At 39.5% G+C, this 24,839-nt stretch carries 19 protein-coding genes; 12 read left to right on the top strand and 7 right to left on the bottom strand.

All coding sequences use genetic code 11. The features are described from left to right. Positions 1–4: 4 nt before the first annotated feature. Both EBF12_RS01005 and EBF12_RS11575 read right to left on the bottom strand, forming a co-directional pair. Positions 5–2,836: a site-specific DNA-methyltransferase gene (locus EBF12_RS01005; RefSeq protein ID WP_121725998.1), complete on the bottom strand. Its 2,832-nt coding sequence runs from the start codon at positions 2,834–2,836 to the stop codon at positions 5–7. Between the two features lie 92 nt (positions 2,837–2,928). Next, a complete protein-coding gene (locus EBF12_RS11575; protein WP_415579984.1) occupies positions 2,929–5,229 on the bottom strand; it encodes a saccharopine dehydrogenase family protein in 2,301 nt (766 codons plus the stop codon). A 163-nt stretch (positions 5,230–5,392) separates the two neighbouring features. Between EBF12_RS11575 and lpxD the strand changes: the two genes are divergently transcribed. Then, a complete protein-coding gene (gene lpxD / locus EBF12_RS01025) occupies positions 5,393–6,370 on the top strand; it encodes a UDP-3-O-(3-hydroxymyristoyl)glucosamine N-acyltransferase (RefSeq protein ID WP_121725999.1) in 978 nt (325 codons plus the stop codon). Between the two features lie 85 nt (positions 6,371–6,455). After that, positions 6,456–7,778 carry an aromatic amino acid transport family protein gene (locus EBF12_RS01030; protein WP_121726000.1) on the top strand — a complete coding sequence of 441 codons (1,323 nt, stop codon included), beginning with the start codon at positions 6,456–6,458 and terminating at the stop codon, positions 7,776–7,778. A gap of 294 nt (positions 7,779–8,072) precedes the next feature. On the opposite strand, the gene EBF12_RS01035 is transcribed toward EBF12_RS01030, so the two are convergent. From EBF12_RS01035 to moaA, 4 genes are all read right to left on the bottom strand, one after another. After that, the gene (locus EBF12_RS01035) at positions 8,073–9,188 is read right to left on the bottom strand and encodes a Cj0069 family protein (protein WP_121726001.1); all 1,116 of its coding nucleotides are present in this window, start codon (positions 9,186–9,188) and stop codon (positions 8,073–8,075) included. 110 nt (positions 9,189–9,298) lie between these two features. After that, complete coding sequence (locus tag EBF12_RS01040; protein WP_121726002.1) at positions 9,299–11,797, bottom strand: heavy metal translocating P-type ATPase; 2,499 nt, start codon at positions 11,795–11,797, stop codon at positions 9,299–9,301. 5 nt (positions 11,798–11,802) lie between these two features. After that, positions 11,803–12,903, bottom strand: coding sequence for an aminofutalosine synthase MqnE (gene mqnE / locus EBF12_RS01045; RefSeq protein ID WP_121726003.1), 1,101 nt, complete (start codon positions 12,901–12,903; stop codon positions 11,803–11,805). An 81-nt stretch (positions 12,904–12,984) separates the two neighbouring features. Beyond that, on the bottom strand, positions 12,985–13,968 hold the full coding sequence (moaA, locus tag EBF12_RS01050; protein WP_121726004.1) for a GTP 3',8-cyclase MoaA: 984 nt from the start codon (positions 13,966–13,968) through the stop codon (positions 12,985–12,987). A gap of 98 nt (positions 13,969–14,066) precedes the next feature. On the opposite strand from moaA, the gene mobA reads away from it, so the two are divergent. The 10 genes from mobA (at position 14,067) to EBF12_RS01100 (ending at position 23,977) form a co-directional block, all read left to right on the top strand. After that, the gene (mobA, locus tag EBF12_RS01055; RefSeq protein WP_121726067.1) at positions 14,067–14,639 is read left to right on the top strand and encodes a molybdenum cofactor guanylyltransferase MobA; all 573 of its coding nucleotides are present in this window, start codon (positions 14,067–14,069) and stop codon (positions 14,637–14,639) included. Positions 14,640–14,642: 3 nt separating this feature from the next. After that, the gene (gene flhB / locus EBF12_RS01060) at positions 14,643–15,764 is read left to right on the top strand and encodes a flagellar biosynthesis protein FlhB (RefSeq protein WP_121726005.1); all 1,122 of its coding nucleotides are present in this window, start codon (positions 14,643–14,645) and stop codon (positions 15,762–15,764) included. A 176-nt stretch (positions 15,765–15,940) separates the two neighbouring features. Next, a complete protein-coding gene (locus EBF12_RS01065; protein WP_121726006.1) occupies positions 15,941–17,317 on the top strand; it encodes a M23 family metallopeptidase in 1,377 nt (458 codons plus the stop codon). Between the two features lie 14 nt (positions 17,318–17,331). Continuing rightward, positions 17,332–17,925 carry a septum site-determining protein MinC gene (gene minC, locus EBF12_RS01070; RefSeq protein ID WP_121726007.1) on the top strand — a complete coding sequence of 198 codons (594 nt, stop codon included), beginning with the start codon at positions 17,332–17,334 and terminating at the stop codon, positions 17,923–17,925. Continuing rightward, positions 17,922–18,812, top strand: coding sequence for a UDP-3-O-acyl-N-acetylglucosamine deacetylase (lpxC, locus tag EBF12_RS01075; protein WP_121726008.1), 891 nt, complete (start codon positions 17,922–17,924; stop codon positions 18,810–18,812). Before minC ends, lpxC begins: the two co-directional genes overlap by 4 nt. 38 nt (positions 18,813–18,850) lie before the next feature. After that, positions 18,851–19,345 carry a hypothetical protein gene (locus EBF12_RS01080; RefSeq protein ID WP_121726009.1) on the top strand — a complete coding sequence of 165 codons (495 nt, stop codon included), beginning with the start codon at positions 18,851–18,853 and terminating at the stop codon, positions 19,343–19,345. A gap of 93 nt (positions 19,346–19,438) precedes the next feature. After that, positions 19,439–20,377 (top strand): homoserine kinase, encoded by a 939-nt coding sequence (thrB, locus tag EBF12_RS01085; protein WP_121726010.1) that lies wholly within the window; start codon positions 19,439–19,441, stop codon positions 20,375–20,377. Between the two features lie 19 nt (positions 20,378–20,396). Continuing rightward, complete coding sequence (locus EBF12_RS01090) at positions 20,397–20,654, top strand: DUF448 domain-containing protein (protein WP_121726011.1); 258 nt, start codon at positions 20,397–20,399, stop codon at positions 20,652–20,654. Then, positions 20,636–23,254 (top strand): translation initiation factor IF-2, encoded by a 2,619-nt coding sequence (infB, locus tag EBF12_RS01095; protein WP_121726012.1) that lies wholly within the window; start codon positions 20,636–20,638, stop codon positions 23,252–23,254. Before EBF12_RS01090 ends, infB begins: the two co-directional genes overlap by 19 nt. Positions 23,255–23,320: 66 nt before the next feature. Next, the gene (locus EBF12_RS01100) at positions 23,321–23,977 is read left to right on the top strand and encodes a porin family protein (protein ID WP_121726013.1); all 657 of its coding nucleotides are present in this window, start codon (positions 23,321–23,323) and stop codon (positions 23,975–23,977) included. Here the strand turns inward: EBF12_RS01100 and EBF12_RS01105 are convergent. Further along, the gene (locus tag EBF12_RS01105; protein ID WP_121726014.1) at positions 23,974–24,828 is read right to left on the bottom strand and encodes a hypothetical protein; all 855 of its coding nucleotides are present in this window, start codon (positions 24,826–24,828) and stop codon (positions 23,974–23,976) included. The two genes, EBF12_RS01100 and EBF12_RS01105, sit on opposite strands and share 4 nt — an antisense overlap. Positions 24,829–24,839: the final 11 nt, after the last annotated feature.

Here is a 24,839-nt window from a genome sequence, read left to right on the forward strand (position 1 = left end):
TCCTCTACTCCCACCATATTAGATTTTTCAGTTTTGGGTATTTTGCCAAATCAATAGAATCTCGATTCAAAATCTCTCCATTGTCAAACTCACAAGATTCTATGCCTTTAGAATCTAAAAATAATCGCTTGATTTTTAGTCCTTGCAAGTTTGCTAAAGTGTGGAATAAATCAAATTCCTTTCTATATCCACTCATATCTAGCGTGATTGTTTCGCCCTTATTAAGCTTTTTAATGAGTTTGCGGGATTTTCTGTAATCAATGATTTTTTGTGCTTTTTGATAATCTTTAGCAGGGTAAATCGCTTCAGCGTTATTGTCAGCCATCTTGCTTGTCTTATTCTCACATTGAAAATCTGCAAGCACATATTCACATTCTTTTAATGCTTCTTCATAGGATTCTAACTCGTAGTATCTAAATGCTCCACCACCTTGATAGTCGCATTCTTCGCTAATCCCACTTTGGAATCCTGCAATAACTTTTTTAAGGCGTGGGATAATGACTTTATAAAAATGCTCTCCCATTTCAATGCCAAGCCATTTACGCCCTAGCTTTTGTGCTGCAGCTACACTTGTCCCACTTCCTGCAAAAAAATCTAAAATTATAGAATCTTCATTACTAGCTATTTCACAAATTCTTTTTAATAGCCTTTCGGGTTTTGGGGTATCAAACGCTTTGTCCCCAAATAATGATTTTATTTCTTGTGTTGCATCGGCATTTAATACCAAGTCATACCAAATAGAAGATGGAACCAAATTTGAGCTAATGTCAATATAATGCTTATAATATACTTTATTATTGGATTTAAAAATAATTTCATTGCGTTCCAATCGTGCCAAAAATGTAGATTCTGACATTTTCCATTGATGTTCATTTCCCTTTAAAATTTTGCCATTTGGCAATTTTATGTCATAATGCAATCCTACACTATCCTGCAAAGCTGTATCGTTCAAGGGCTTTTCAATATAAAATCCCTTATCATCTTGTTTATATTTAGATATACTTGGTCTTATAACTCCATTTGTAACCAAAGTATCTGCATTTTTTGCATAAAAACACAGATACTCTTGTTCGTTTGCAATATGACTAGAATCATTGCCTCCACCTGCTCTTTTTCTCCAAATCACATTACTTACAAAATTTTCTTCACCAAACATAGAATCGCAAAGTATTTTAAGCCTTGCTTGTTCGTTATCATCTATGCTTATAAAAATGCTTCCACTATCCTTTAAAAATTCCCTTGCTAATTCCAAGCGATTAGCTATCATTGAAAGCCACGATGCGTGATTAAATTTATCCATATAAACAAAATCGTTGTTGCTCGTGTTGTAAGGCGGGTCAATATAGATTAAATCCACTTTGTTTTGATATTTTGGCATTAGGGAGTTTAGTGCTTGAAAATTATCTGCTTTTATTAGCTCACCATTAAGAATGGATTCTATATCATCAAACACGCTTAGAATCTTGTATTTTGTCTCTTTGCTAAAATGCTTTGTGTCAAGGGGTAGAAATTTATATTTGTCATCACTCAATATCTTTTCGCTTATATTTTGTGCTTGAAAACTCTCATCAATAAGCCCTAAATCCTGCCATTCTTTGATTTGCTTTTCAAAGCCTTTGTCTTTGCATATAGAATCTAAAAGTGCGGTATTTTGCAATTGAGTTTTATTAGAATCTTGGCATTCTAAGGATTGAGATGAGAAAACCAGCGAAGCGGTGCAAGGCGAAGCCACAGCAGGTTTCTTTAGTAAATCAGCGTTTTCAAGTGAGCCAACAAGAAGCTTACTAGTCGTAAGTGCCGCAGTTGGCGAACGCAGAATCGCCGATTTATCACTCAATACTGAATGCCTTAAAATCAAATCAAAGCTAAAGACATAATTTACCGCTTTGACAAATTTAGGCTTTAACCACACAGCCTTTAGCTCATCTTCAAAATCGCCTATAAGCCCTATTATTTCTAAGGCGATATTGCGAATCCTTTGTAAATGTGAAATGGATTTTACACTCCATTCTTGAAACTCGCTGTCTTTATAGAGATAATGATAAAACCACAAGTCAAACTGCTCTTGTAAAAATGCCCTTGCATTTTTATGGATAAAAAAATCAACTTCATTTTGCTTTTTATAACTTGTAAAAAGCTTTTTTATGGTCGCTTCATCTAGGGGGAATTTATGTGCTTTTAGGGATTTTATAAAATCTTCGCTCAACTCATTGCTATTTTCTTTAAACACAGCATTAAGCTCTGGGAATAAATCCTTTTGACTTAAAACCTTGATATAAATGGTGGGTATAGAATCTTGTGTATCTGTGCTTGTTTGCTCTATTTTATCAAGCTTGAAAATAAGCTTTCGCTTGGTATTATCGGCGTTTTGCCTATACTCACTTGTATCAAAGTAGATTTGGGCTAACTCATTTTCATCACTTAAAGTAAGGCTAGTATAAAGCGTATCACTTTTGACATAGTATAAATCTTTTGTTTTATAAAAAAGGCTTGTATCCTTAGAATTGGTATAGACTTTTACATAAATGTTTTTATACAGCGGTGTATCGTGGAAAAATGGCGTGCCTGTTTCATTAAGATAGCTATCAAAGAAAGTATAAAGCTTATTGTAAATATCGTGTGAGTTAAAATCATTGTTTGGGATAGCAGAATCTAAATAAGCTTTTATGTGAGAGAAATACCACTCTTTTATGCTTAAAAGATTGCTAAAACCACTTTGTGTGTTGCTTGTATTGCTTTGTGTATTTTGTGCTGTATGAGCCTTTTCATAGGCTTTTATCTTTGCACCCAGATAACATTCCTCTAATTTGCTATAAAATGCCTTTTTGTAGTCCATTGTTTGCCTTTGTATTTTTATGTGCTTTTGCTAGTCATAAAGTTTAGTAAAACTTCCCCATATCTTGCTTAAACCATTTATCCCATATATCTTTACTTTCTTCCATCTTCTAGCACTTTTAAGTTACCATTAGATTCTATTTCACACACAACATAGGGGAGTCCTTGCTTGTTTAGCTCTTGCATAAATGGGTCGGGGTCATTTTGCTCCATATTCCACACTCCTGCTCCCTGCGTTGCATTTGAGCGATAAATCGCGGATTCTGCGTTGGAGGCTTGGTCATTACCGCTAAGGTAACTCTCTTCGCCCCTAGTTTGAAAACCACGATTTACTAAAGAAACTTCGGCTTTGCCTCGTTTTCTCATCTCAACTGCTGCCGCAAGATTTTCCTTACTATCATTAGAGTCTCCATTTTGCTCCACAAGATTTATAGCATTATCAATCCCCTGATACTCCCCACCTTTTGGCATATCGGCGTTTAGCTTTAGTCGCTCTGTATTGTAGGATTCTATGCTAGATATTTCGCTGCTATGGCAAGGGGTAGAATCCACTTTTTGAGTCAATTTTTGAGAGTCTTGGCATTCTAAGGATTGAGATGAGAAAACCAGCGAAGCGGTGCAAGGCGAAGCCGCAGCAGGTTTCTTTAGTAAATTAGGGTTGTGCGAGTCTTGCCAATGAGACGCACTAAGCGTGCGTTGCAGTGAGCAAGGCGAAGCACTCCCTGATTTATCGCCCAATACTGAATACCCCTTTGGTGTGCCCATACCCCAGATTCCATCTACAATAAGCTTTGCTCCAATCATTGCCGGCACACCTGTAGTATAGCTCACGCCTTGTGCATTGACTTCCTTATAGCAAGCTTCGTGATCGCAAATATTATAGATATAAATCGTGCGTTCTTTCCCATCTTTCACGCCTTTCATATAGCAGCCAATGTGCGTTTGCCCCTTTGTGCGAGAAGCCAAACTTGCGGGATCTGGCAAAAGCGTCTTTAGCACTTCAATAGGCACGATTTTGCCGCCTTTGTGAGAGACTTCATCAATGCGTAAGAAGCCGATGTTTTCTAAGACTTTCATATGTGTGAGATAGCTCTCGCCAAAGGTCATAAAAAAGCGGATTTTCTTTAGTCCCTTAATGTTGCGGATAAGTGATTCTAACTCTTCGTGGTAAAGCAAATAGCTATTTTTCACGCCAACTTCTGGGTAGTCCCACTCTTTCATAAGTGCAAGAGGGGCGATGTCTCGCCACTGCCCTCCTGCGTATAGCGTTGTCTTTGAGCGATAAATCGCGGATTCTACGCTAGGGTCTTGGTCATTACCGCTAAGGTAACTCCCTTCGCCTCCGCCTTGAAAGCCGTGATTTACTAAAGAAACTTCGGCTTTGCCTCGTTTTCTCATCTCAAATACTTCCGCTTCTATGTTTGCATTCTCATCAAAAATCTTAGAATTTTCCCTTTTTTGCTGCTCTCTTTGTGCTTCTTTTGCCTCCACTTCAGCCCTCCAATGCTGCTCCTCTCCCTCAAACTTGCGATAAATGGTGTCTTGCTTTAGGTCAGGGTTTAAGGCTAGGTCAGCTTGTGAAACAAGGCTATTAGATTTTTCGCTATGCTCAAAATGACAATGACTAGAATCCACTTTTTGAGCTTCCATATTGCTAGAATCTTGACATTCTAAGATTGTGCTGCTAGTTTGGGGGTTGTCAAGAAAATCGCGATTGGGCTTACTAGAGGTAAGTGATTGAGCGATTTTCGCAGACTCCGCCGAAATAGCAGTGCAAGCTGAATACCCCTCTCTAACCCAATATCGTGCCTTAGAGCTAACCTCTCGCAAGTTAATCTCTGGATTAAAGTTTGTCGCAAACGCATAGCCGTGATCCCCTGCGTTACAATCCAAAATATCAATGCTATGTATCTCATCAAAATAATGCTTTTGTGCGTAAGCACAAAAGACATTTGTAACACCCGGATCAAACCCACTACCAAGCAACGCAAAAATCCCTGCTTGTTTGTAACGCGTATCATACGCCCACTGCTCTTTATACTCAAAATGCGCAGAATCTGGATGCTCATAATTTGCCGTGTCTAAATAATGCGTTTTTGTTCTAAGACAGGCTTCCATAATTGCTAAATCTTGATAAGGCAGGGCGACATTTACCACAAGCTTTGGGCGATATTTTTCAATCAAAGCTACTACAGATTCCACGCTATCAGCATCTACAGAATCTATCTCAATCTCACCTAAGCCTTTTTGGCGGATAGAATCTGCTATTGCCTTGCATTTATCTATCGTGCGAGAAGCTAAAATAATGCGTGAAAAGCTCCCACGATTGCTCGCCATTTTATGCGCCACTACGCCTCCAACTCCACCTGCACCAATTTGTAAAACACAAGCCATCAAAGTCTCCTTTAGTATATAATATTATCATACGCTTTGCTTAATTATACACAATTTCATTCAATTAAGACTACAAAACCCCATAGCATTAAGATTCAAGCTCTATATAAGTTTGCAATGTTTATGCTATGATTGCACCTTTATTCCACTCTAAAGGATAGCAATGCTTCTCTCTCAAGCCATCAATAGAGCTTTCAAAGGCTATCTTACCTTACAAAATAGCATACAAAATGACTTTGAGCTAAGTGGTATTGCACCATTAGAATCTGCCACTTCCACGCAAATAAGCTACATAGACCAAGATAAATATATATCCTCTCTTGCAGATTCCAAAGCCGGAGCGGTGCTTATTAGAGAATCTTTGCAGGATAAAGTGCCTAAGGGTATTCAACCCCTTGTCGTGGCAAATCCACATCTTGCTTTTGCCTTGCTCTCCGCCCTTTTTATACAAAACGATTTTTCACAATCTAGCTTTGCAGAGATTGCTTCAACCGCATTTGTCTCTCCGTGTGCAAGTCTTGGCGATAATGTCCGCATTGGCGAAGATTCTAAAATTATGCCCGGTGTGGTCATAGGCGATAATGTCCGCATTGGTAAAAACTGCAAAATCTACCCAAATGTTGTGATTTATGGCAATACACATATTGGCAATAATGTCAATATTCACGCTGGAAGCGTTATAGGCTGCGATGGCTTTGGCTATGCACATACCGATAAGGGGGAGCATATTAAGATTGAGCATAGCGGTAGAGTGGTGATTGAAGATGATGTGGAAATTGGTGCAAATAATACCATTGATAGAGCGGTGTTTGGGGAGACGATTATCAAAAAAGGAGCAAAGATTGATAATCTCGTGCAGATTGGGCATAACTGCGTTATTGGCGAACATAGCATTCTTGTTTCACAAGTGGGCTTGGCTGGTTCTACCACAACCGGACGCAATGTTATTTTTGGCGGACAAGCCGGAACGGGCGGACATATTCATATCGGCGATTTTGTGCAAGTGGCTGGAAGAGGAGCAGTTGGTAAAAATCTCCCGCCCCATACCAAATGGGGCGGACATCCGCTTATGGAGCTTGATGAGTGGATGAAATTTTATGTTTCTTTACGCAGAATGTTAAAAAAATCCACGCCACGCTAAATTTTGCACAATCTTTTGAAAAAATTAGAAAAGTAGCAAGATTTCTAGTATAGAATAAACCAAAACTCACTATTAAAGGAGCGTTATGCAAAAATGGAATTCTTTTGATACTCGCTGGATGCTATCACTTTTTGGCACAGCAGTGGGAGCTGGTATCTTGTATCTACCTATCAAAGCTGGTGGCGGAGGCTTTTGGCCTGTTGTGGTGATGTGCTTTGTCATCTTTCCTATGGTGTATTTAAGCCACAGGGCATTAAGTCGCTTTGTCTGCCAAGCTAGTGGCAATGATAGGGACATCACGCACGCCGCAGAAGAATACTTTGGGCGTGGAGTGAGTGTATTTATCTCTATTCTTTACTTCTTTGCGATTTTCCCTATTTGCTTGGCTTACTGCGTGGGGATTACAAACACATTTGAGAGTTTTATTTATAATCAACTTTTGCCCCTGCTAGATTCTAATGGCTCTCTAGCTGGATTTATTAGCTCTATCTATACTCTTGAGACAAATGAAAATGGCACACAAGTAGCACATTTGCTGCCATTATGGCGTGCGATTTTGGTATTTTTGGGTGTGAGTAGCTTTATGCTTATTATGCTTTTTAGCGAAGAGTTTATCACCAAAGTATGTGAATGGCTCGTGTATCCGCTATGTGCGATACTCTTTATCTTTTCACTCTATCTTATCCCGCATTGGAATCTAGGTAGCCTAAGTGAAGTGCCAAATGTTAAAGAGTTTTTGACAATCGTGTGGCTCACACTGCCTGTGCTTGTCTTTAGCTTTAATCACTCTCCAGCGATTTCTACCTTTTCTTTAAGTGTGAAGCGTGAGTATGGGGAGTACTCCGTGGCAAAGGCAAATCAAATCCTCTTCCGCACCGCAACAATGCTACTAATCTTTGTGATGTTTTTTGTCTTTTCTTGTGTGCTATGTCTAAGCCCAGCGGAGCTTGCTGAAGCTAGAGCGCAAAATATCCCTGTGTTATCCTACTTTGCTAACAAGCTTGATAATCCTTTCATCTCTTATGGCGGTCCTTTGATAGCATTTTTGGCTATTTCTAGCTCATTTTTTGGGCATTATTTTGGGGCTAGAGAAGGGGCGTATGGTATCGTGCGTAAATGCTGTAAAATAGCCGGCAATGAGAGTCCAAATCTTAAAGCCATCGCTATTGCAAGCACAAGTGTAATGTATGTGGTAATGCTCCTTGTAGCTTATATCAACCCAAGTGTGCTAGGCTTTATTGAAGACTTAGGTGGTCCAATCATCGCTGCAATCCTTTTCCTTATGCCAATCATCGCTATTTATAGTGTCTCAAAGATGAGGCAGTTCAAAAACCCAGCCCTAGATGCCTTTGTGTTTATCACAGGGCTTTTGACGATATTCACCGTGGCATACAAACTCATCGCTTAATGCTTGTCTCTAGATTCTATGATTGTAGAATCTAGAGAGTTTTTACACAACAATTGCTATCAAACAATATTTGGAAGCATTGAGATTTGTTTTATACGCTAAGAAAGTATATCTTGGCACGATTAAGATGTCCAAAGTATTAGACTGCCAAGATTCTAAGCTGTCAGCTAAATTGCAAAATAAATGCTATTTGCCTAACAAAAATACCTAAATCACAGCAAATAATTCACAGGCTTTAGATTCTATTTTTGCGAGATATGAGAATCTCGCATAAGGGGTTTTTAAAAGAGCAGTTTAGGATTTTGCGTCTTCTACAATGTTAATAATCGTATTTGCTACGCGTCTAGCGGTTTTATCTAAAAACTCAACAGGTGAGGTAAAGCCCACGCAAGAGCAGTTAATCTCGCCTAGCACATATTTATCCTTACCATTTTCATCAGTATCAAGGATAAAATCCGCCGTCCAAATCAAAGGTAAGTCATAGTTGCCAAGCTTAGTCTTAATCTCTGGCAAGTTGGAAAGGAAGTAGCCTACAAGCTCACTCCATTGCTCTGGCTTGTCATAGCGGTATTTTGCCCCACTAAAGAGTGTCGCAGAAAATGCATCTGCCCCTTCAGCAGGTTTTTTATGCACAACATAAATAGGGTCTTTATACAGCATTAGGATTCTAATCTCACCCTCTTTAATACGCGGTAAGAAAGTCATATCCACAAGCATACCATTATCACCTGTTAAATACTTTTCACAAAAGTTCATAAAATCGCCTAGCTTATGCTCTTCTACGTGGTTATCCACTGCTTCTGTGCATCGCACGATGGTATCAAGCGGGATAGAAGAAACTTTGCCATATTGGCTTTGATCTTTTAACTGCACACGCCAGATTCCTTCCCCTGTGCTACCGCGATTTTGCTTTAATACCCGCTCGCCTTTTGCTAGTGTTTTTGGGAAGTTTGCCTTAAAGTCGTGCTCTTCTCCTGCTACCCAATTCACACCAATGCGTTTTGCTTCAGCTGGGTCATAATATGCCAAAGTATCTGTTGGCACAAGCTCTGTGTTGCGAAGTTTTGTCAGTGCGTCTTTTGCCCCATATCCTATCATCGCATCAGGGTGAGGCATACCAATCACGCCGCTATCACAAAGCTTACGCAACACATCAAAGTAAAGCTTCTCTTCTTTCAAATTACCCGGATTCACACGCGATACATACGCATCAGCTACACCCTTGACATATTCAAAAATCTCATTTGTTTTTGCAGAATCTCTTAGAATCTCATCTGTGAAAAACACAACTTCTGCGTTCCAACCAAGCTTTTTGAGATAGTCCATCATCGGCACAGTATCTTTTCTGTGTCCATCTCTGCCCTTATCACTGCCGCCTACTGCTTCAAAAAAAACGATATGTTTTTTCATCACACGCCTCCATTATCAAGATTTAAGACAACCTTATCTTACGCTAAAAAATTGCAAGATAAGCTAAAATAACACAAAAATGCAAGGCTTTTTTACTTTCATTTCAGTTTCTACCCATTTTTACCATCTTTAAAAGCTTTAAAATTTCTTAATCTTAGTGAGTTCAGCACGACAATAATGGAGCTAAGACTCATTGAGAGTGCAGCAAAGAGTGGTATGACTAGCCCAAACAGAGCCAAAGGCACACTCAAAGCATTATAACCTATGCTTAGGGCAATATTTTGCTTGATAGTTTTGTATGTATTTTGTGCGATTACAAGGGCGTTGTGTAGAGTGCTAAGCTTATCATCAAGAATAACAATATCGCTACTCAAAATAGCAATATCACTACCCGCTCCCATAGAAATAGCAATATCACTTTTGTTTAGAGCCGGAGCGTCATTAATGCCATCGCCTATCATCACAAGCACAGAATCTTTATGCTCTTGTTTGTAAGACATAATCCATTGGGCTTTTTGCAAGGGCGAGAAAGAATGCTCTGTTTGCTGTATGCCAAGCTGATTGCTTATAAGATTCACACTCTCTTGCCTATCTCCACTAAGAAGTGCGGTTTTAATGCCATTTTGATGCAGGGCATCTAGAAGCGTTTTGGCATAGGGCTTTGGCTCATCATAAAGCTCAAAAACTTCGCATAATTTTTTTTCTCCATTGTCTATTATCCCATAGGCAAAAAGCATACCTTGAGAGATGTTTAAAGGTGGAATAACAAAGCCTTGTTTTTCTAAAAAGGCAAGATTTCCGCCAACGAGTTTTATGCTTTTCCCACTCTGTGATAAGCTACGAGCAGCAATGCCTTGTGCGTCAAACTGCTGAAAGTTTTCAAGCTCCCACGCAGTCTTTTGTAAATCTGCTTCATTTGTAGAATCTACCAAAAACTCCGCAATGCCTTGTGCCACAGGGTGTTTGCTTAAATGCACAAACTCACGCAAAAGCAACTTGTCATAATCCCCTTGTATGTGGCAGTGCTGCACTTTTGGCTTGCCGATAGTGAGTGTGCCTGTCTTATCAAAAACGACCATATCCGCTTTTGCTAGGCTTTCAAGGAATTTGGCTTGTTTAAATAGCACATTATGCTTATAAGCCTCGCCAATTCCAACGACTGACGCTATGGGGGTAGCGAGAGCTAACGCACAAGGACAAGCAATGATAATCACAGATATGGCTATCATCAGCGATTTTTCCGCTCCAACATCGGCTAGAAAATACCAAAATACAAAGCATAGGGCTGCTAGGCTTAAAATCACGCGTGAAAAATATTGTGAAAGGGCATTAGCAAGATTTTGAATCTGCGGACGATGAGAGAGAGAAGAGCTTACAAGCTCAATAATATGACTCATAAGGCTTTGTGAAAATGCCTTTGTAGCGGTGTAAAAGATTTGATGATGAAGGTTAATATAGCCAGAAAGCACCGCCTCACCCTTTTTAGATTCTAAAGGCAGGGATTCCCCGCTAATTGCCTTGGTATCAAACAGGGCATATTCACTCTCTAAGATTCCATCAATGGCGATTTTATCCCCCGCTCTCACTAGAATCTTATCTCCCACTTTTACACTCTCAAGGCTTCTTTGCTCGTATGTTTCGCCATTGCTTACTTCTACACTTGTAGGCAAAAGATTCTGCAGACTATCAAGGCTATCGCCGGCATTTTTCCTTGCGCGCACTTCTAGGAATTTCCCCACTAGCACAAAGGTAATAATCATACTCACAGATTCAAAGTAAGTCTCGCCACTGCGTGTAATAGCCGCATATATGGAGTAGAGATAAGTTAAGCTTGAGCCTACACTTACAAGCAAGTCCATTCCAATAAAGCCATTTTTCAGCCCATAGTAGCTTGAGCGGTAAAATATCCAGCCAGAATAAAAGAGTGTAGGCGTGCAAAGCACAAATGAAGCGAGATTCAAAATATCCTTTGCATCTGCTTGTATGCCTAGAAAGTATCCGCTATATTGTGCGATAGCCACCCACATAATATTCATCGTGCAAAAAAGGGCAACAATCACGCGGATATAATAGTCTTTCATCTGTGCCTTATCCGCACTCTCTTGGATTCTACTATCATAGACATACGCATCATAGCCAATGGAACGGATAAGGCAGATAATCTTGCTTAAAGGCAAAATCGCATTATCCCAAGTGATAGTGGCTTTATTATTTGTGTAGTTTATAGCCACATCATATATGCCTTGTGTTTGACTTAGAATCTTTTCATTCAGCCAAATACACGCCGCACAATGAATCCCGCTTAGAATCAAATGCACCTGATGGAGTTGTTTATTATCTTTGGTGATGGTGTGAATGTATTTGTCATAAAAGCCTTGCGTGTCAAAATGCGCGCTATCGCTTTGCTGTGTGAGGTTGGGCGGTGTGATGGTGGTATTTAGCTTGTCATAAAAGCTTGTGAGATTGCAAGATTGCAGTAAGTAATACACGCTCTCACAGCCACTACAACAAAAATATAGCTCCTGCCCATCATCGTTTATGCGTTTAAAGAGCTGATTTTTCTCATAGGGTAGCTGACAATGGCTACAACATTGCGTAGAATCTCCCACAGCCCTTAATACTCCGCTAGTTCATTGTAGATAGAATCTCGCTCTATGGCTACAAATCCCGCATCTTTAATCTGCGAGATAAGCTCATCTTTGCTTAACCCACCCTTGCTTTTTGCTCCTGCGGCGGATTGTATAGATTCTAGCTGGATTGTGCCATCCATATCATCAGCACCAAATTCTTGTGCGACAATTGCCATATTCAGCCCCAAAGTCGCCCAATACGCCTTGATATGCGGGATATTATGTAATAAGATTCTAGCAATAGCGATTGTTTTTAGAATCTCCTGTCCGCTTGGAAAATCTTTGATATTAAGGAAGTTATTTTCTTTTTGATATAAAAGCGGGATAAAGGCATTAAACCCGCCCTTTTTGTTTGCCACCTTAGAATCTTCACTTTGAATCTCCCGCAAACGCAGCATATGATCAATCCTATGCTCCCTTTTTTCTATGTGTCCAAAGAGCATTGTAGCATTACTCATTTTGCTCAAACTATGCCAATAAGCGTGGATTTCAAGCCATCGCTTAGAGCTTACTTTGCCCTTACAAATATAGCTCCGCACACTCTCATCAAAAATCTCTGCTCCACCTCCGGGCATAGAATCAACTCCTGCTTCCACCATATCTTCTAACACTTTTTTATAGCCCTTGTTTGAGATTCTATCTATATAATCCACTTCCGCCGCCGTTAGGGCTTTTAAATGCACCTGTGGCAATGCCTTTTTAATCTCCCTAAAAAGTTCAAAATACCACTCATAAGTGTAGTTTGGATTATGAGCGGATACGATATGAAGCTCTTTTGCACCATTTTCATAGGCTTTGTGAGCTTGGGTTAGAATCTCATCAATACTCATTGCATAAGGGTTTGGATTCTTGCGACTTGCTGAAAACGCACAGAATTTACACACATCAGCACAGATATTGCTGGGATTAATATGGCGGTTGTTATTAAAAAACACCTTTTTGCCATAGCGTTTTTCTCGCAGTTCGTTAGCGGCTTTGCCAAGGGTAAAAATATCATACTCATAGAGTTTGCTTAGCTCTTGTGGGGTGAGATTGTGAAAAGATTCATCGTGAGAAGATTTTAGGGCTTTTTGTAAAATATCCATCGTAAATCCTTGTGTAATTGATAAGCAAATAAGAACAACACATTGTAATGTGCTTTTGCTTAGAATCTTATTTGCCTTTATCTATCCGCCTGTGTAGTAAAATGCTCGGGTTGAAAGTAGGCTGGGATTCATATTTTGCTCCCATTGGTTTTTCTCTGGCTTATTTTTTATAGCTTTTTCTAAGAGGCTTTGCAATGCTTTTGTATCCTCTTGTAAGATAGCCTCTCGCAAATTCACGCTTTCTTGATAGTATAGACAAGGGCAAATCACACCATCGCTTGTTAGGCGGATTCTATTGCAGCTTTGACAGAAGTCATCTTCGTGCGGAGAGATAATCCCAAAGGCAAATGCCTTATCATTGCTCCCATTACCAATCGTATAGAGTTTTGCTGGACCAAAACATTCTTTTTTGAGCAAAGTGGTTGTGTATTTTGTATTGATATGGGCTAGAATCTCATTTGCTCTTAAGCCCTTAAGCGTATCTTTTGCGTGGATATTCTCCATAAACTCAATAAATCGCACCCCAAAATGATGAGTTTTAGCAAACTCTAGCATATCCACAATTTCATCTTCATTCACGCTTTTAAGTGGCACCATATTGAGCTTAATGCCAAGTTTGAGTTCATTTGCTTTGTGGATTCCACGCAGGATTTGTGGCAGGGCATCGCGTTTAGAAATATGCTTAATCCGCTCACTTTTTAGTGAATCTAGTGAGATATTTATGCGATTAACTCCCGCATCTTTTAGTCCTTGAGCGTATTTTTCAAGCAAAAAAGCATTGGTTGTAAGGGTGAGTTCAATATGTGGGGCGTAAGCATAAATCCCACCTATAAACTCGCACAAATCCGTTCTTAAAAGTGGCTCTCCACCGGTAATACGGATTTTTTTAATCCCATTATCAATGGCAAGTTTAATAAAAGTTAGCATTTTAGGCAGTGGCAGGGCGGTTTTATCAATAAAATCATCAGGTGTATCTGGCATACAATATTGACAGCGGAAGTTACACTGCTTTGTAACAGACACACGCATATAGTCAATTGTGCGTTGGAATGAATCTATAAGCATATATGTCCCAAGGATTGTAAATTTATTGCTACTTTATTGCTACAATGGGGGATTATACAAAACAAGTTACAATACACCATAAAAAAGTAAGGGTTTTTATGCAAAAGATTACAACACCTTGTGTGATTCTTGCTGGTGGGAAAAGCTCTCGCTTCGGGCAGGATAAGACGCAGATTTGTTTTGGTGGCTATCCGCTTAGTCAATGGCTTTTAAGGCGTTTTGAGAGTATGTGTGAGAATCTGTATATGAGTGCAAAGGAGCGTGATAAGTTTAGCTTTGAGGCACATTTTTTGATAGAATCTAGCCCTATCTATGCTCCGCTTGTAGGTATGATAAATGCCTTTAATACTTTAGATTCTAAAGAGATTATTTTTATAAGTGTGGATACGCCTTTTATCTCTCAAGACACGCTTTTGGCTTTAGATTCAAAAGATTGCCCGATTGTGTATGCACAAGGCGAGTTTAAAGCACATTATTTAATCTCAAAATGGCAACGCTCTACATTAGATTCTCTGCTGTGGGCGTATAAGTCTAAAAGCTATGCCCTGCATCGCATTGTAGAATCTCATCTGCACGAGATTGTCCCTATCAGTGAGGAAGAGAGCTTAAACATTAACACAATGCAGGATTATGAAAATGCACTTCATAAGCTTCATACACTAAAGGGCTAATAAATGGCTGATGAAGAAAAGACCCAAGCCCCCTCCGCACATAAGATTGCCAAAGCACGCGAGGAGGGTAATGTCAGCAAAAGCCCGGAACTAGCGGGATTTTTTATCTTGCTTGTAGGGCTTGGGCTTATGTTTTTGCTTTTGCCCTTTTGGGTAGAGCATAGCCAAAAGATTTTTTTGCATATTAATGCCCTTATTACACAAGATGTTGATGTGCGACTTTTGGGGGATTTGATGTTAAGCATAGGACTTGAAGTGTTCATTATGTTAGCCCCGCTTTTTGTAGCCCTTATGGTAACAGGCGTGATTGCTAATATCGCACAATTTGGATTATTGCTCTCCCCAAAAGCCATTAAGCCAAAGCTCTCAAAAATTAATCCTATTACGGGTATAAAAAATGTCATCTCGCTCAAAAAATTGCTTGATGGATTTATGATTACGCTGAAAGTGTTTGTGGCATTTATTGTGGGATTTGCTGTGTTTGTGAGCTTTTTTAATGAGCTACCTAGCGTATCTATGAGCGGACTGTATGGGCAGATTATGTGGTTTAGACAAAAGGCACTTATTCTTATTGGGGTGCTTTTGATTTTGTTTTTCATTATGGCGGTGAGTGATTATCTTATCAAGCGTTATCAATATATTAAAAGCCTTAAAATGAGTATCAAAGAAGTCAAAGATGAGTATAAGCAATATGAGCAAAGCCCTGAGATTAAAGCTAAAATCCGCCAAATGCAGCAAAAAATTGCAAGTAATCGTATGATGCAAGAGATTCCAAGTGCTTCTGTGGTGATTACAAACCCTACGCATTATGCTGTGGCGTTGCGGTATGGTGAAAAGGAGATTGAAAAAGGTATGCCGCCTGTGGTGGTGGCAAAGGGGATTGATGAGTTGGCTATCCGTATAAAGGGTGTTGCTAGGGAGTATGAGATTAGGATTATTGAAAATCCCCCTTTAGCACGAGAGCTATATCGTCAGCTAGATTTAAATCAAGCAATTCCACACGATCTTTTTGCCGCAGTTGGTCAAGTCTTACAAGAAGTAGCATATCTTGAAAGTTTGGAGGGCAAAAATAGAATGGGCAAAGTTCTTGAAGCTGCTGGAGCAAGGGCAAATCAAGCACAATAATTTGCTTAAAATCTTTCCTAAGAATCTTGCCTATCCCAAAAGCTGATAAACACACAATGCTAAGATTCCGCTTTTATCCCCACAAACAAGCCATAGAGCCTAACTAGGATTAAGAAATATCTGCTAAAATACGACCCTTTTATGTATTGTATCTTTAAAAACGATGGGCGGATAGTATGGATAATAGACGATTGGTTGTAGTCAGTATGGGGATTGTGCTTCTTGTTTTGGTGGGGGTTATTACCTTTAGCTCTATTATTTTTGAGACACAAGAGCCTAGTTTAGAATCTAGCTCTGCCCCAACGCATTGGAATTTGCAAGATGAGATTCAAATAGGCTTTAGTGATGAGAGTGGAATACGCGATTATCGTGTGCAAGTCATATTTGATGGCGAGATTTTGAGCGATGAAAAAGAAGTGATTTTAAATAAACCAAAATCAGTAAAGATTCCACTCCCAAAGCCTTCAATAACGCTTAAAAATGGCACAACAATTCAGTATAAGATTGAAATTACTGATTGGAGTAGTTCGCATTTTTTTACGGGCAATACAGCAAAGGTAGAGCTTAATCTCATTGTGGATACTACCCCTCCTCAAGTTACACCTATTGCCTCATCATATCAAATTGCGCGTGGTGGAAGTGCAGTTGTGGCATTTGAAGTCAAAGATATGGCATTAGAAGATGTGCGTATCAGCAATGGCACAGATGAATTTGAGCTTTTTAAATACCTTGATGAGAATATTTATGTCGGCATTATTGCTTGGCCTTTGAAAAATAAATTTTTCACCGCACAGCTTGTTGCCAAAGATAAAGCAGGGAATGTTACACGGCACAATATTCCGCTTGTGCGTAATATCAATATTCCCTATTATCGTTCAAATATCCGCATTAAAGAAGATTTTTTAAGTGGCAAGCTTGATGAGTTGCTTTCTCAAATTGACAAAAAGCATTTAAGAGATTTTGAGAACGACATAGAGAAGTTTGCATTTTTCAATGAAGAGATTCGTGCTGAAGATGAAAAGAGAATCTTAAAAGCGTGTAGCGATTTAGTATCCACTAAGAGCTTTATTGACGAGAGATTTGCTCCATTTGTGCCGCTTAGAGGCTCAAAGCTTGTGGGGAGTTTTGGGGATTATCGCACTTATTATTTAGATAAAGAAAAAATCAGCGAAGCCACACATTTAGGCATTGATGTAGCAAGTGTGAAAAATGCCCCCATTATCGCAAGTAACAATGCTATAGTGCTGCTTAAAAGTCATCTTGGGCTATATGGGAATACTTTGCTTTTGTATCACGGCTTTGGCGTTTCATCAATCTATGCACATCTTCAAGAGAGCTATGTTGAAGTGAGCGATGAAGTGCATATAGGGCAAGAGATAGGCAAAACCGGTGCGACAGGCTGGGCTTTTGGCGATCATTTGCATTTTGGGATTTTGGTTCAAGGGCATTTTGTGCGTTTGGCTGAATGGCTTGACCAAAAGTGGATTGATGAAAATGTAGTGAGCGTCTTAAGCAAGACGCGTAGCTTTTACCAAACAAGAGTAGTTCCCTAAAAGAGCCTGAATCTATGATAAAGACACATCAACGCACATTAAAACTATTTGAGTTTGAAGCTGGAGCAAGCACGGAAGAATATATTGCTTTTATCACAAAGCATTTGCCACTTTTGCGATACCATACGCTTGGCTTTAAGGGCGAGATAGATTCTGTGTTGAAAGATTTTTTGCAGCACAATCAGCTAAGCTTTAGCACACTTAATACGATCTATACTCATCAAAACACGCAGTCAAAAGAGCCAAAAGATTCTAAGCTTGATGTAGAATCTCAAAAGACTTCATCATCTGTACCGACCTTGTTTGTTTCTAAGGTTGTGCGGAGTGGAGAGGAGATTTGCCATAATGGTGATGTGGTGATAGAAACTCAAGTCAATGATGGCGCAAGAGTAGTAGCAGGTGGGAATCTTACTATATTTGGCGAATGCAAGGGAAGTGTTGAGGTAGGTGGGGAATATATGATTTGCAAAAAGATTCTAGCTTCAGGAGTAATTTTTCAAGATAGGCTACTTGATGAGCCTTTTTTACGCAAAATTAACCAAAGCAGTGCATTATTCAAAATAATTTTAAGAAAAGACGATGATATAATCATAAAGGATTTATTATGAAACAAAAAACGATAAAAAATAAGGTTGAGATTGTAGGGGTTGGGCTACATAAGGGTGTGCCTGTGAGAATGGAGCTTGAGTCATTAGATGTAAATAGTGGCGTGGTGTTTTATCGTAGTGATTTGGGCATAAGCATTGAGCTAAAGCCTGAAAATGTTATTGACACTACAATGGCAACGGTGCTTGGCAAGGGGGAAGCTAGAATCTCTACCATTGAGCATTTGCTTTCAGCTATTCACGCTTATGGGATTGATAATATTAGAATCTGCCTAGATAATGAGGAAGTGCCGATAATGGACGGAAGCTCTATTGGCTATTGTATGCTCCTTGAGGAAGCAGGGATCATCTCGCAAAACGCTCCAAAAAAAGTCATAGCGATTAAAAAGCCCATTGAGATTCAAGATGATAAGAAATTTGTGCGTGTAGAGCCTAGTGAGCGGACAATTTTTGATTTTAGTATTGATTTTAGCCACCCAGCCATTCGTCAGCAGCACTATAAATTTACCTTTAGCACAAAGGCATATAAGGAAGAAATTGCTCGCGCTAGGACTTTTGGATTTTTACACGAAGTAAATTATTTACGCTCTATTGGACTTGCTAAGGGTGGGGATTTGAGTAATTGTATCGTGCTTGATGAGAGTGGGATTCTCAATAAAGATGGATTGCGGTATAAAGAAGAGTTTGTGCGACATAAGATTCTAGATGCTATTGGCGATATGGCGTTGCTTGGAATGCCCCTGCTTGGCACTTATGTCTCTTATGCGGGAAGCCACAAGCTTAATCACTTACTCACAAAACAGCTTTTAAGTGATGAAAAAGCCTATGAGATTATAAGCCTTGAGGATAAGGCTATGGAAGAGGCATTAGAATACGCCTATGAGATGTAATTGTTGAGATGTAAGCCTTAAAAGTTTAAGAGATAAAATTGAAAGAAATTGATATAGCACTTGTGAGTGTTGGTGGGACTATAAAATGTGGATTATATGAGAATAAAGAGCTTTTTGAAGAGATAGTAAGCAATGAGCTAACACTTACCGCCTTGCCTAAAATCTTTGAATCTTTGCTCCCAAATCCTAAGCAAGATTCTCAATACACGGATATGAAAATAAACACAATTTATTATGCCAATGGACCCGGAAGTTTTAGTGCATTAAAACTCACGCATATTTTTTTGCATACACTCAGCCTACTTTATGAAATCAAGCTCCTTGCTACTTCAAGTTTTTATTTCACTCAAGCAAAATATATTAAGGCGTTTGGCACGACCTATTTTTATGAAGATAAACATAATGAGATTGCTCTTGCTTATGGTATAGACAATCCGCAAGAGACAGATTTTTATATGCCAAAGGTTTTAGACCCTCAATGTTTTCATCACAAAACAGAGCCATTATACATATTGCCACCAGTGCAAAGCTAGAATCTAAAGGCTTTCATAAACAAAGCTTAAAACAAAAACATTATAATGCGGTTTTTTGAGCGTCAAATTTGAGTATGGCAGAAGGAGTAGATTTTGGTTGTTCGTGTTCCTGCTACAAGTGCAAATCTTGGACCGGGCTTTGATACGCTGGGTTTGGCTTTGAATCTTTATAATACTTTTAGCGTTACTCCCGCACGACTTAGCAGTATCCATATTGCAGGAGAAGGTGAAGATCGCCCAAAATTACGCGTGGATAATGTGTTTGTTAAAATTTTTAATGAAGTGCTTGAATTTTATGAATATCCGCGGAGACATTATAAGTTTAGCTTTCACAATGATATTCCTATCTCAAGGGGGCTTGGCTCTAGCTCGGCGGTGATTATCGGGGCGATTGTGAGTGCATATCATATAATGCAAAAGCCTTTGGATACAAATGAGATTCTAAACCTTGCCCTTTGCTATGAAAATCACCCTGATAATATTACTCCTGCACTCTGTGGGGGCTTTAACATCGCAATGCTAGAATCTAATAAACAGCCCACCAAAAATACCCATAAAGATTCTATTTTTGGCAGTCAAAAAACAAGGGTTGTGAGTATGCAAACGCTCGTGCCAAATGATATTAAAGCTGTTGTTGTTGTGCCAAATGCGACTATTTCTACAAAATTTTCACGCCGCACATTGCCTAAAAAATACAGCACAAAAGATGCAGTATTTAATCTCTCTCACGCGTGTATGTTAAGCGGGGCATTTATGAAAGGGGATTATACACTACTAAGGGAAGCGAGTCAGGATAGATTCCATCAAGATGTGCGTATGAAGGCTTTGCCGATTTTATTTGCGATTCAAAAACTTGCCCTAGAAAATAATGCCCTTTTAAGCACACTCTCAGGCAGTGGCTCATCGTTTTTAAATATTTGTTACGCTGATGAGAGTAAAAGACTATCAGAAATAATGCAAAAGAGCTTCCCAAAGTTCCGCGTATTTGAGTTAGAATTTGACAATATGGGCGCGACACTGCTAGAATCATAAAACTTTAGGTATAATACAAATGAAACAAGCCAAACAAACGCGTATGTGTGTCAAATGTCGCAAGAGATTTCATCAAAAGGAGCTTTTAAGACTGCAATGTGATGGTTATTTCCTATGTGAATTTAGCGGGAAAGGACGAAGTTTTTATGTGTGTGAGGAGTGCTTAGGGCAGCCAAAAACACTTCAAGTGATATTAAAAATTAACAAACTCAAACCAAGTGAAGAATATGCTTTAAGACTAAAGGAGATAAGCAATCAATGGAAAAAATTAGACTAGCACAAATTGGGCAGGAATTTGGCAAGGACGCTAAATTTGCCTTTGAAAAAGCCAAAGAAATGGGGCTAGGTGTCAAAACACCATCAAGCTCATTGACACAAGAAGAAGCTGCTGCACTATATGAGTTTATGACCACAGGGGTAAATCCAATGCCTCCAAAACTTGAATCTAAAAAGCCAAAGACGAGTAAGGCTAAAGATTCTAGCAAAAAGACTTCATCTCAAACTAAAGATACAAAAGCACAAGTGGAGAAAAAAGACGACAAACGCCCTCAAAGCAAAAAAGAAGATATAAAAATGCAAGATTCACAACCAAAGCTAGATATATCAAAAGCTCAAAAGGTTAGTCCTAAAGAGAGTGAAAGCGAAGATTCTGCTGTGGCTGTGAGCTTAGAGCCAAAGGCTAAGCTGGGCTTGAGGATTGTGCGTAAAAATGACAAGCACCCATCGCCAAGCAAAGAGCAAAGCCCCATTGAATCCAAAAAAGATGAGAGCAAAAAACACGCTCCGAGCTACAAGGAGCTTCTCGCACAAAGTGCTGATGAAGAACATAAAAAGCATAAAAAAGATAAGCATAAGCCAAAGGTAGCCCAAAAACACACAGATCAAAAGATTCATATCCTAGATGATAGGGATATTGGCTTTGATTATGATGATGAGCAAGATGAGATTATGCTTTTTGATTTGAATGAAACGCAGGTGCGTGATGAGGAAGAGGAAAATAAGATTCGTCAAGCTATCACCGATAGAGTTCAGATTCACCGCAAGAATCCGTGGATGAATGAGGGGAGCATTAAACGCGGTGGCAAAAGACGCAAACCGCCAAAAGTAGTAAAAAATGTAGATAAGGTTAAAGGTGCTATCTCTATTCCAGAAGAAATTCGCGTATATGAGTTTGCTGAACTTATTAGGGTGGAGCTAAAAGAAGTGATAAAAGTGCTATTTAATCTTGGGCTTATGGCGACTAAAAATGACTTCCTTGACAGAGATGCTATTGAGATTCTAGCTGATGAGTTTGAGCTAGAGATTTCTATCCACGATGTGAAAGAACATAGTGAAATAGAAATGGAACTAGAAGATGCACCACAGCTTGAGCGTCCGCCTGTGGTTACGATTATGGGGCATGTGGATCACGGCAAAACTTCACTACTTGATTATATCCGTAATTCTCGCGTGGCAAGTGGTGAAGCGGGGGGCATTACCCAACATATTGGGGCATATATGGTGGAAAAAAATGGCAAAAAAATCAGCTTTATTGACACGCCCGGACATGAAGCCTTTACACAAATGCGAAGCCGAGGGGCGCAGGTTACAGATATTGCTATTATTGTCATTGCAGCTGATGATGGCGTAAAGCAACAAACTATAGAGGCACTCAATCACGCTAAAGCGGCAAATGTGCAAATCATCATCGCAATGAATAAAATGGATAAGGAAAATGCAAATCCCGATAAACTTAAGGCTGAATGTGCGGAGCTTGGATTCACGCCTAATGAATGGGGCGGGGAGTATGAGTTTATCCCTATTTCGGCTAAGAGTGGGGAAGGGGTTGAAAATCTCCTAGAGACGATTTTAATCCAAGCTGAAGTGCTAGAGCTTAAAGCTTCTCATCAAGGCAGAGCTAGAGCTATCGTATTAGAGGCGAGTTTGGAAAAGGGCAGGGGTCCTGTGGCGACTATCATCGTGCAGCAAGGGGTGCTAAATGTTGGAGATTCTGTTGTGGCAGATACGGCTTTTGGGCGTGTGAGAGCATTGCTTGATGATAGGGGGCAGAATATCACGCAGCTTTATCCCTCTGGTGTAGCGGTTGTTGCTGGGCTTTCACTTGTGCCAAGTGCCGGAGCGGTGCTTCAAAGTGTGGAAAATGACACGATTGCACGAGAGCACGCACAAAAACGCGCTTTATATTTGCGACAAAAGGAGCTAAGTAAAACTACAAAGGTTACTTTTGATGAACTAGGCGAGATGGTTGCTCAAGGCAATCTTAAAAGTCTGCCGCTTATTGTGAAAGCTGATACGCAAGGTAGCCTTGAGGCAATAAAGGCAAGTTTGGAAAAACTAAGCAAAGATGAGGTGCGTGTCAATATCATTGGCTTTGGTGTTGGTGGGATTAGTGAGAGTGATATAGATTTGTCTGCAACAAGTGAAAATAGTTTGATTCTAGGATTCAATGTTCGCCCAACAGGAAGCGTGAAAGCAAAGGCAAAAGAGCTTGGCGTGGAGATTAAGACTTATTCTATTATTTATTCGCTGCTTGATGATATTAAGGCATTGCTTGGTGGGCTTATGTCGCCTGTGATTGAAGAGGAGAATACCGGACAGGCTGAAGTGCGTGAGACATTTAATATTCCTAAGGTTGGAGTGATTGCTGGGTGTATGGTTGTTGAAGGTAGTATTCAAAGGGGCATTAAGGTGCGACTAATCCGTGATGGCGTGGTGGTGCATACAGGCTCTATTAGCTCACTCAAGCGATTTAAAGATGACGCTAAGGAAGTGTCAAAGGGCTATGAATGCGGTATTATGCTAGAGAATTATAATGATATTAAAGTGGGCGATGTGTTTGAAACATACAAAGAAATTGCTAAGACAAAAACTTTGTAAAGATTATGTAAAATCTACTTATTTTGATTAGAATCTCGCCCACTTCTTTGCAATAGAAGTGTGAAAATGAAAAAGTTAGTTTTTGTTTTGTGTGGATTTTTGTTTTTTGGTATCGCACAAGCTGATGAGCAGACTTATGAGAGAAGCAAAAATAAATTTGTGATTGGTGCATCAGGGAGCTTTGGCTCTATGGAGCGATCATCTGAATATTTTAATACCCAAGGTATGGAGATTGATCAGTTTGATGGTGATAAGAGCTTGAGCGGATTTGGTGGAAGTGCGAGAGTGGGCTATGATGTGTATTTTAAGCCAACACAAGCTATTAGAATCTATGCAGATTATATTGGTGCGAGTTTTGGCAAAGATGAGATTCTAGGCAGAATGAATCTTAATCATATTGGCGTAAATGTGGATTATCGCTATGACTTTTTGAGTGGTTTTGGCGTATTTGCCGGAGCTGGCGCGGTGTATAATATGGGCAAGACAAATCTAGGCGATATAGATGGTATAGGTGCTGGATTTAATGTGGGTGGAGCGTATGTGATTAATGAGTATGTTGAGCTAGAATTGCGTATGAAGTTTATTGTGGCTGAATATTTTAATAACAAAGCGGTGAATCCTGTGAAGCTCCCAAATGGTGCGGGTGCTGGGACTATCACAGCTCAAAATCTTAACCTAGATGCTCCAATGTATGTTATGTTAGGACTGAATGTAAGATTTTAAGCCTTTTTCTTTTTTAATGTATGACGAATGCGTCGCTCTAAGGATTTGAGATAAAATCCAAAGGCACGCAAGGGATAGCTTATCTCAAAGTATTGTGGGAAAGCAAGGATAAGTTTTCTTGCTGGTTTCAAACGGACATATTCATTAAGCAAGGAAAGCCTGTATATAAGCTTCAGTGGGTCTTTTGGGGTTTCAAAAAGTCTAAGTGAAAAACAACAATATGTGCCTTGTATAAGCTTTGTAATATGGGCTTGAACTTGAGAAGACTGCTTTTGCTTGAAGCAATGCAGCTCTTCAAGTTGTAAAAATAAACTCGCACTTCTATAATATTCTCTTGCTACACTTTGATTGCTAAAAGCTTGATAGACTTTTGCAACATACGCGGGATATGTGAGATTCTTATTTTGTGTAAAGTTGCAAATACTATTTGGGCGGATTCTATATAAATAAAGTTTTTCTTTTAACACAAAGATATGAGAGGCTTGAATAAAGAGTAGTGTGCCAAAATTATGATCTTCGTGCAAGGCAAAATCAAGGAAATATACCTGTTTTTTACACAAAAATGCAAAGTCAATTATGCCGCTCCACGCCCAATAAAAAGAGCCTCGTTCCGCACTATCTTCTAGCCATTGCGATGAGGAGATAAGCATAGAATCCGTATAGGAATAGCTCTCTTGCAATGTAGGATACACTTCACTAGGCTGTGCGACATTGTCATAATAGCATTCATAATCACACCACACTACATCAGCTCCCGCTGAATATTGCAAACATTTTTGCAAAAAGGCACTTTGCCACATATCATCAGAATCTAAAAAGCAAATCCAATCAATTTGAGAGGGGGTAGGCACTCTATCTCTAT

Origin of the sequence: Helicobacter labetoulli, assembly GCF_003670275.1 — a bacterium.
GTDB classification, from domain to species: domain Bacteria; phylum Campylobacterota; class Campylobacteria; order Campylobacterales; family Helicobacteraceae; genus Helicobacter_C; species Helicobacter_C labetoulli.